7 protein-coding genes are annotated in these 9,186 nt (G+C 54.0%); all 7 read left to right on the top strand.

Annotated elements, in window-relative coordinates:
• Positions 1-331: 331 nt before the first annotated feature.
• The 7 genes from NKI41_RS32345 (at position 332) to rfbB (ending at position 8,846) form a co-directional block, all read left to right on the top strand.
• A complete protein-coding gene (locus NKI41_RS32345) occupies positions 332-814 on the top strand; it encodes a hypothetical protein (RefSeq protein WP_352687037.1) in 483 nt (160 codons plus the stop codon).
• 206 nt (positions 815-1,020) lie between these two features.
• Positions 1,021-1,830 (top strand): tyrosine-protein phosphatase, encoded by an 810-nt coding sequence (locus tag NKI41_RS32340; RefSeq protein WP_352687035.1) that lies wholly within the window; start codon positions 1,021-1,023, stop codon positions 1,828-1,830.
• Positions 1,830-2,615, top strand: a complete 786-nt coding sequence (locus tag NKI41_RS32335) for a polysaccharide biosynthesis/export family protein (protein WP_352687032.1) — start codon at positions 1,830-1,832, stop codon at positions 2,613-2,615. The genes NKI41_RS32340 and NKI41_RS32335 overlap by 1 nt, the downstream gene beginning before the upstream one ends.
• Positions 2,616-2,664: 49 nt before the next feature.
• Positions 2,665-5,046: a GumC family protein gene (locus NKI41_RS32330; protein ID WP_352687029.1), complete on the top strand. Its 2,382-nt coding sequence runs from the start codon at positions 2,665-2,667 to the stop codon at positions 5,044-5,046.
• Complete coding sequence (locus NKI41_RS32325; RefSeq protein ID WP_352687026.1) at positions 4,934-6,193, top strand: tetratricopeptide repeat protein; 1,260 nt, start codon at positions 4,934-4,936, stop codon at positions 6,191-6,193. The genes NKI41_RS32330 and NKI41_RS32325 overlap by 113 nt, the downstream gene beginning before the upstream one ends.
• Complete coding sequence (locus NKI41_RS32320) at positions 6,190-7,506, top strand: O-antigen ligase family protein (protein WP_352687024.1); 1,317 nt, start codon at positions 6,190-6,192, stop codon at positions 7,504-7,506. The genes NKI41_RS32325 and NKI41_RS32320 overlap by 4 nt, the downstream gene beginning before the upstream one ends.
• A gap of 269 nt (positions 7,507-7,775) precedes the next feature.
• Positions 7,776-8,846 carry a dTDP-glucose 4,6-dehydratase gene (rfbB, locus tag NKI41_RS32315; RefSeq protein WP_352687021.1) on the top strand — a complete coding sequence of 357 codons (1,071 nt, stop codon included), beginning with the start codon at positions 7,776-7,778 and terminating at the stop codon, positions 8,844-8,846.
• The last annotated feature ends 340 nt before the right edge of the window (positions 8,847-9,186 follow it).

Raw genomic sequence — 9,186 nt, 5'->3', positions numbered from 1 at the left:
ATTGGTCATGGCACTTCCCCTTCCACGGGAATCGGTGATCGCAACGTCACCACCGTGCCATGGCCGCTCGCCCCTCAGAGCAAGCCCCGTTCTCTCTCCAAAACTTTTTGCAGAACCTTCAGCACACTATCCGGAATTCACTACCGACAAGGGGCTCCTTTCAGTCGGCAGCGAATCTCTCAAGCGAACTGTGTTCTGCAGAGCACGCTTTAACCAAATAAATATCTCGCATGTGCGAAATGGGTTGGCATCAAAACGAAAAACTGTTACGCGCTCAGGTGTACCTTGAATTAGGGCTGAGTAAAACGCGGACAGATAAAGGGATTGACGGATGAACCTTATTTTCAAAACTGCCTTGGCCGGGTGCGTGGCGTTGATCGGTTTGGGCCCTGTCTCATCTTACGCGCAAGACGGCGCCTGCACATGTGCGACGGCGTATCGCGGGGGGGCAAATCCCATCGGTTCGATCAGTGGCGCCAAGGGGGACGTGATGGTTTCTCAAAGTGCCGGGTATGGCCCTGCCAAGCCAGGCAGTGGTCTGGATTTTGGCAGCCGCGTTGTTGTAGGTGCTAAGGGAATGGCCTCCGTCAATGTCGGCGGTTGTAGTTTGGATGTCCCGGCCAATTCAAGCCTCGATATTTCTCGTGTCGAGAATAAGATATGCCTCAACATCGTGGGTTCTGAGCAGACGGCGGCCACTGACTCGTCAGGCACTAATAAGGATCTTACGCCGCTGCTCATCTTTGGCGGTATGGCTGGGGCGGCTGGCATTCTTGCTGCGACGCAGGACGACAACAACGGCGTGAGTCGATAGTAGGCGTCAGGCAGGGTGACGGCAGCTGAGGCGTCTGTCTCTGCTGTATCGGCTCTGTTGGTGCCTTGAATGTAGCAGGCGGCGCCGATTATGGCCTGCGTCTTTCATGGATTTGATAAATGCGTCATTCGCCATCGCGCGGGCGGCGCATTTGTCCATTACTGCGGCGCGGTTGCTACTTGGCCTCGGTCTGGCCAGAAAAGCCAATGATCGATCTGCATTCCCATATCCTGCCCGGTCTCGACGACGGCTCGCCTAATCTTGCTGAATCGCTGGAGATGGCGCGACTGGCTGTGGCTGATGGAACGACTCATATGGCGTGCACGCCGCATGTAACGCCGGGTGTGTACGAAAACAGAACGACGAACATAGTTCGGGCGGTCCAGGCATTGGATCAGGCCCTGCATCACGCCGCCATACCACTGGCTCTTTACGTCGGTGCCGATATCCATATTGCGCTGGATCTTCCAGACCAGTTGGCGCTCGGCAGTGTGCCCACTTTGAACAGGTCCCGCTATTTCTTGTTCGAGCCGCCGCATCATGTTTTACCGCCAAGAATGGAAGATCTCGCTCTACGCCTCATAAACGCCGGTTTCATCCCGATCCTTACTCATCCCGAGCGTCTGACCTGGATTAAGACAAATTATGACGTTGTCGAGAGGTTGAATGCGGCGGGTTGCCTTATCCAGCTTACAGCAGATTCGATTGTTGGTGCTTTTGGGCGCACGGCGCTTTACTATTCGGAAAAGCTGATCGACGAGGGCAGAGTGGATATTATCGCGTCGGATACTCATAGCGCCACCCGTCGGCGCCCCGGGCTTTCGCAAGCGGTTGCCGCTGCCGCGAAGCGGTGCGGCGAACACGAGGCCCGTAATATGGTATTGAGACGTCCAGGCGAAATATTGGCGAACCGGCATCTCGATCCAGTCGGAAGAGCACGCCCGAGCAAGCCAAACGCCCGTAACATTAGCCGCTTTGTAGGATTGGGACGGTTGTTCAAGGGCGGGGTAGAGTGATGGTCACTTTTTTTCATTTCACAGAAAATCCCATCGGCATGGTGTTCGTCGTTCTTGCTTCACTGACAATCTCGGCATGCACGAGCGCCTCGTCGACGACATCATCTTCGTCGAGTTCGGTAGATGCGCTGCAACTGACATCATCGTCGGCACCAATTTCAGGCGGCGGTGCCCTGCAGGTAGTAAAGGATCTGCCTGCGCCGCAAAACACTCAAAACGGCAGCGAGCAGCCTTTGTCGCCGAACGATGTGCTCGAGGTGAATGTGTTCCAGGTCGATAACTTGAATAGAACCGTTCAAGTGGATTCTGGTGGGCAAATTTCGCTTCCACTCATTGGAACCATTGCCGCGGCAGGAAAGACCGTCCGTCAGTTGGAGCAGGAAATCGAAACCGCCTATGGTGGTAAATACCTGCAGTCGCCCGACGTGACCATTTTGGTTAAGGAGTCGATAGGGCAGCGCATTACCGTCGATGGCGAAGTCGCCAGGGCCGGCATCTTCCCAGTATCGAGCAATTCTTCTCTCATCGATGCGATTGCCCTTGCTGGTGGGTTCAACAATGTTGGGGACGCAAAGAAGGTCTTTGTCTATCGCAATATCGGGCATAATACTTTGGTCGCTAATTACAATGTGGAGGAAATTCGTGCTGGCAAGAGCCGCAATCCACGCATCTACGGAGGCGACAAGATTGTCGTCTTCGCCTCAAAGTCGAAAATCGCGATGAACAACCTCAAGGATGCCCTCGGCATCGCATCGAGCGCGGCCCGAATTGCGGTGATCCCTTAAAGCGGCGATTTGCCGGCCAGAGTAAGAAAACTTAGGATTCCTTCCCTCCATGCTCGATCGCAATAGGCAACATCAACTTGCAGGTCCAGGACACGGCCAAGCCCTGTCCACCGATCAGTTTTATGACGGTGCCCAAAATTTCAGCAGCCCGTACGGTCGAGATTTTTCCGAACAGGACGAGGGCTTCAATCCACTCAAACTGCTCTTTTACGTCGTCCAGTACCGATGGCTGATCGTCATGATGGCTGCAGCCGGGCTTGTAGCCGGTGTGATCGTTACCATGATGCAGACGCCGAAATACCGGGCAACAACGCAATTAGAAGTGCTGGTTCCTTCGGCAAAGGTGTTTCAAGACATTGAGGTGGTGTCGGAAAACAGCGACATCAGAGCATTCCTGACAGCCCGTGAGAAGCTCAAAAGTCGCGCTTTAGCGCAGCGGGTGGTGTTCCAACTGGGACTTAGCGAAAGGCCCGACTTTCTGTTTCCCACACCGGACTTCTCCATCAGTAACATTGTCTATCGAGCTTTTGGAATTGCGAACTCCACCTCAATTCAAGAGAAAACGCCAGAGCAACGAGAGGCGATTGCGATTGGACGTGTTCTCAATGATTTGTCAGTCAATTTGGTGACCAACACGAGTCTGCTGTCTATCACTTTTGTCGATCAGAAGCCAAAATATGCAAGCGATGTAGCTAATCAGGTTGCTCAAAGCTTTATCGATCAACGCCTTGACCAGACTAGTGAGACGTCGGATCTCGCACGCCAATTTATCCAGGAACAGGTATTGCAGGTAAAGCAGAAACTGCAAAAATCCGAAGAGGAATTGGTCGCCTATGCAAAAGAAGCGGGAATCACTATAACTGGCGACGACAAATCCCTTATAGGATCAAACATTGAGGCGCTTAATAACGCGCTAGCGACGGCTATCCAGGAGCGTCTCGATGCCGGCCGGGCTGTAGAGCAGATAGACAAAGGTCGCGGAGCTAGCCTCGGCGCCGTGTTGGAGAGCGAAGGCCTGCAAAAGCTCAGCGAAAAATTATCCGACTTGACCAGCCAGTATCAACAGAAATTAGGTATTTTAAAGCCGGGTTTTCCGGAAATGCAGCAACTTCAAGCGCAGATCAGGGAGTTGCAACGTCTTTACAACAACGGCGTTTTTGCCATCACTGATTCGCTGAGATTAAAGTATCAGGAGGCGCAGAACAAGGAAGCGGATCTTAAGTCAAAGCTTGCTGAAATGGAAAGGCAGCAAACCATATTCAATGACAAGAATATTAAATACACTATCCTTAAGCGCGAAGTGGATTCGAATAGGTCGCAATACGATGGCTTGATTGCTAAGCTGAATGAGGTTGGCGTTAGCTCTGAACTTAAAACGCAAAGTGCTGCAATCGTGGATTTTGCTGCGCAGCCAGATCGCCCTTATTCTCCACGCCTAAGCAGCAACCTTGCTATGGCATTAGTGCTTTTCATGGCTTTGGCAGCGTTTGCTATTTACATTATAGAGCTTTTGAACAATACGTTTACCTATCCTGAGCAGGTTGAAAAAGAATTGGGACTTGCGATCCTCGGCATCTTGCCCGCGGTGGATGACCGCGAATTCGCAGCCAGCATCGCCGACCAAAAATCCGGATTATCGGAGGCGTACCGTTCTCTGCGAACGTCGCTACAATTCTCAGGTGCGGAAGGCGCGCCGCGGTCGCTCTTAGTCACTAGCTCAGAGCCCTCGGAAGGAAAGTCGACCACTTCGTTCAAGCTCGGCCAGGATTTCGCTGCACTCGGTGCAAGAGTTCTCATTGTCGATGGCGATCTTCGAAAGCCGAACCTTCATCGCTTGTTCGGTCTTGATAACACGATTGGGCTTAGCAACCTCCTGACAAATACTGTGCGCAAGGAGGATCTGGCGAGCATCTTTAGGGCGACGAAATACCCTAACGTCACCGTTCTCACTTCTGGAACGATACCACCAAACCCCGCGGATCTACTCTCGTCGCCGAAGATGGCTTTGATCGTCACGAATCTCGGAAAGCGATTCGACCTTGTCGTAATCGACGCTCCGCCGATTGTCGGCCTCTCAGATGCGCCTATCCTCAGCCGGCTTGCTGAGGGTACGTTGATGGTCATCTCGACTAATCAGGTCACGCGCAAGTCGGCGAAGATGGCCTTAAAGCGCCTGCGAGCTGCTGGCGCAAATGTTGTCGGAGCTGCAATGTCAAAATTCGCGGTGAACAAGTTTGACTACAATTATGCGTACAAATATATGAACTATCAGTACTATAACTATGGCGCGAGTACTCCGAAGGTTGAGGGCAAAGTCGATGATGGACCGGGCCAGCCCGCTTACGCAAAATCTCCGGCTTTCAGGCGTTTGGTTCGTCGCATCCGTTCTAGTGTTGTTGGCTTCATCGATCGGGCTAAGTCGATTTCTTGAGACCGAAGCACCGGCCTTTTCTCTTGCGTTAGACCCGCTGAACGTGGATGCATCGATACGCGAGATCAGCAGCGATCTGAACGACCTGAATAACGTGCCTGATCTTCCTGCCTTGCTTGCGCAGGCTAGAGGCGCGCTTCGCTTTAATCTGGGCGACGCGCGTCTTTATAGCTTGATCGGCGAGATCAAATACCGGCAGGGCGAGAAAGAGGAGGCATATAAACTCTTCGATCAAGCCCGAAAACTTTCGAAGACCGAAATCCACGCACTCCAGAGGTCGATCGGCCACTCGATTGAACTGGGCGATTTCTCAAAGGCCGTTGGCGAGATCGACATATTGCTACGTCGATGGCCAGACCGATTTGCGGCTGTGGCCGACGGCCTTCCGACCATTCTTTCAAATCCCAACGGGTACAATGCGGTGCTGACGGCCATCAGGGCGGAGGCGCCCTGGAGAGCCAGCCTGTTCGGTGCTCTTGCCAAGAGTTCCCAGGGGCTAGATTTCGCCAATCGGCTGTTGCTCGAGTTAACGGGATCAAGCGCACCGCCGAAGTCGAGCGAGTTGTCTGCTGTGATTGGCGGCTATATTGGGCAGAAGGAATATGAATCCGCCTATCGGCTGTTTCTTTTCAGCCTGTCGGATCAAGAGCGCATGTTGGGCGGGTACATTTTCAACAGCACTTTCGAACCTATTGTCGGCGGCACACCCTTCGATTGGCAGATCCGCGATCAATCGGGCTTGGAAGTTACGTTCACAACATCTCGTGAAGCGGCAGAGAGTGAAGCAGGGGCGACAGTCAGGTTCTTGAATACACCAGTCAAGAACACCGCTCTTCAGCAATATATCGAGTTGCCTCCTGGTTCATACAAAATTTCGTTAATTGCTACGGCAAGGGATCTGAAGCTTCCGAAAGAACTATTTTGGTCGATAAGGTGCGTGGATCCAGTCGGCGAAATAGCGCGATTTAAGGTCCCGGAGGGTACATATAATCGACAAAAATTGAGCCAGGATTTCTCCGTAGGCCCGGCTGCCTGTCCCATGCAGTTGCTGAGGTTGGAGACTGCCGCCATTGCCGAAAGCTGGAGATTTCGATATGTCGGTACGTTGATAATGCACAAACTGAGCATTGAGAGACTTCCATCTTGAACGATCGACCGTCAGAATGGGATAAATATCTCGTGGGGTCGGTGCTGTTTTTATCGCTGCTGATCGGCGGTGGTACTGCGAGCGGCCTCTATACGGATGCACTGATAGAGGTCACGGCGATTGTGTCGGCGGCCGCAGTCTTTTCGCAACCGTTTGGCAAGAGAATACCCGCTTCTCTTCTATGGCTCGTGATTTTCGCAGTGGCGTCGGTCGCCTTTCAGATCGTTCCGCTACCGCGGGCAATATTTGGTGGCTTGCGGCCGGAATTGTTGCGTGGGGATCCCTGGCTTGGAGGAACCCCCTATCGCTTTGTGAGTATCGGAGTCGGCCGGACGATCGAATGTCTGTTGTACTTGGTGGCGTCGGCCGCGTTTTTTTTGAGTGTATTACGGTTGCGCGCCGAGCAGGTCCAAGGCCTACTTCCATTCTTCTTCATGGGCGTGATCTGCAACGCCTTGGCAGCCGCAATTCAATATTCCCTTTCGAACGAGATTGCTATTGTCGGGTTATTGCCGTTTACGATCAACGCAGGATTGTTCGCAAATCAAAATCACTTTTCGGCGTTGCTGTTTATTTCTATACCCGTTGTCGTCTACTACGGTCTCTACCGTGGGCATCTCTTGTCTGGATCGCTGGGGCTCATCATGCTGCTTCTGCTGCTTTTGGCTGCTGGCTCCCGTGCCGGCGTTCTGCTCGGATTGACAGTCACTGTTTTGTCTGTGGTCTTTCTGTCAACCCGCTCCAAGATAAGCGGATTGAGCATCCTCGCAATTTTCATAGGGCTTTTGATCTATTCTATCGGGGCCTGGACGAAGATCGATGCAGATGTAATCGATCCAGCTTTCGGGCGAGGTGAATTTGCCCGCACCACAATCGAGGGCATCAAGGATAATTGGGCAACTGGCGTTGGATTCGGGAATTTCCAAAAAGCATACCAAATTTACGAAAGGGAAAGCATGATTTTTAGCCGCTTCGTAAACCATACCCACAATGACTATCTAGAAATAGCTTTCGAAGGCGGAACATCCGCTATTCTGTTAATGGTGTTTTACTTTATGTCGCTTGTTGCCACCCTCGCGAGGAGCCGGCGAGATCCTCTTCAGAAGGCGGCATTTCTTTCTGTGTCTTTTCTTCTCATTCATTCATTGGTCGATTATCCGCTGCGAACCGAGGCGCTGGCGATGACCTTTGCCTATATGAACGCGATCATCTTCCACAAAGGATTTGCGGAACGTTTGAGCCGGAAGAACGACGTGATCGAGATCGACCACAATGGCGACAAGCTGTTTGTTCCGATCGGAGCGTCGTCTTAAGTGTTAAAGGCGGGGAGGGGCATTCGTCGGATGCGATGAGTGTCACTGCCTAGGAGGCAGGCATCCATTGCTTTTCCTCACGTTTGCCCGCCAAGGGAGCGCTTGGCGGCCTGGCGGCGGGTCAGAGCTCCTGCATGCTGCCCCAAAATTGCCTGAGTGCGGCAGTGCGGCTAAGGCTTCAGCTTTCATACGGGACCCTGGGTGCCGATGGTCGCCGCAGGGGTGTTGTCATGGGGGTGCCCAAGGGTGAGTGCATTAGGAGGGGCGTCATGAACTTTCTGGTGACCGGAGGGGCCGGCTTCATCGGCTCGGCGGTATGCCGGCATTTGTGTGGCAATCCGGATCACCGTGTGACCAATCTCGATAAGCTTACCTATGCCGGGAATCTCGCCTCGCTGCGGGGGATCGAGACCGCCCACAGTTACAGGTTCGAGCGGGCCGACATCTGTGACGACCGGACGGTTCTGAACGTGATGCATCGTGATAGGGTTGACGTCGTCATTCATCTGGCTGCCGAAAGTCACGTGGATCGGTCAATCGACGGGCCTGGTGCGTTCATCGAGACGAACATCGTTGGAACCTACCGCTTGCTCAATTCGGCACTGGAATATTGGCGCAGGCTCTCCGGCGAAAGAAAAAGCCGGTTCCGTTTCCACCACATCTCGACCGATGAAGTGTTCGGTGATCTGCCCTTCGACGGCAGTGTGTTCACCGAACAGACATCCTATGCGCCGTCCTCACCCTATTCGGCTTCGAAAGCCGCGTCCGATCACCTGGTGCGCGCATGGCACAACACTTACGGCCTGCCGGTCGTGCTGTCGAACTGCTCGAACAATTACGGTCCTTGCCAGTTTCCCGAAAAGCTGATCCCGCTCGTCATTTTGAACGCTCTCGACGAGAAGCCGCTGCCTGTGTACGGCGCCGGCAGTAACGTGCGCGATTGGCTCTTCGTCGAAGACCACGCCCGCGCTTTGGCCATAATCGCTACCCGAGGTGTAGTCGGCGAGAGCTACAATGTCGGTGCCGGCTCGGAACGCAGCAACATGGAGGTGGTCGAGGCAATCTGCAGCCTTCTGGACGACAGACGGCCCCGTTCCGGGTCTCGGCGGTATCGCGATCTCATCGCATTTGTCGCGGATCGCCCCGGCCACGACCGCCGTTATGCGATTGACGCTTCCAAGATACGGCTCGATCTGGGCTGGGCGCCTCGCGAGACATTCGCCGGCGGCCTCGCCAAAACAGTCGACTGGTACCTCCAGAACGAATGGTGGTGGGGCCCGATCCGCCGCGACCACTATACAGGCGAGCGGCTTGGCGAGGCGCGCATGGGTGTTGTGTGAGGCTTGTGTCACCACGCGAGGCCAAGTAGTTAATAGCTCGGTCGAGCGTGTCTATTTGCCCCAGCTTCGAGAGATCACTGTAGTCGGCCGGCCTCAGCTCGATCCGGCGAGGCCGGAATCATCGCTCCCACGCTCGCGGCTACTCGATCTGCTCGTCCGCCGCGGCTGCACCGCCTCGATCAGGCCAAAGATGAACCGGACCTTGCCTCCGAGGTCACATGGCGCGCTGGCAGCCAAGGTTTCGATAAGGCAAGGGATACCCTCCGGCGAAGGCCGCCTTGCGAGAGGACGGCACGGTAGCGAGGCTGCGCTCTTAAGGTCGCCCTTACGAGCGAAGTTA

The organism is Mesorhizobium sp. M0601 (genome assembly GCF_040320845.1).
Lineage (GTDB): Bacteria > Pseudomonadota > Alphaproteobacteria > Rhizobiales > Rhizobiaceae > Mesorhizobium.
This window is presented reverse-complemented; position numbering and strand designations above follow the sequence as displayed.

Excerpts from the sequence above, each read along its gene's own strand:
- rfbB (WP_352687021.1), top strand. The coding sequence starts at position 7,776 with ATGAACTTTCTGGTGACCGGAGGGGCCGGCTTCATCGGCTCGGCGGTA.
- NKI41_RS32325 (WP_352687026.1), top strand. The coding sequence starts at position 4,934 with ATGATGGACCGGGCCAGCCCGCTTACGCAAAATCTCCGGCTTTCAGGC.
- NKI41_RS32340 (WP_352687035.1), top strand. The coding sequence starts at position 1,021 with ATGATCGATCTGCATTCCCATATCCTGCCCGGTCTCGACGACGGCTCG.
- NKI41_RS32345 (WP_352687037.1), top strand. The coding sequence starts at position 332 with ATGAACCTTATTTTCAAAACTGCCTTGGCCGGGTGCGTGGCGTTGATC.
- NKI41_RS32330 (WP_352687029.1), top strand. The coding sequence starts at position 2,665 with ATGCTCGATCGCAATAGGCAACATCAACTTGCAGGTCCAGGACACGGC.
- NKI41_RS32335 (WP_352687032.1), top strand. The coding sequence starts at position 1,830 with ATGGTCACTTTTTTTCATTTCACAGAAAATCCCATCGGCATGGTGTTC.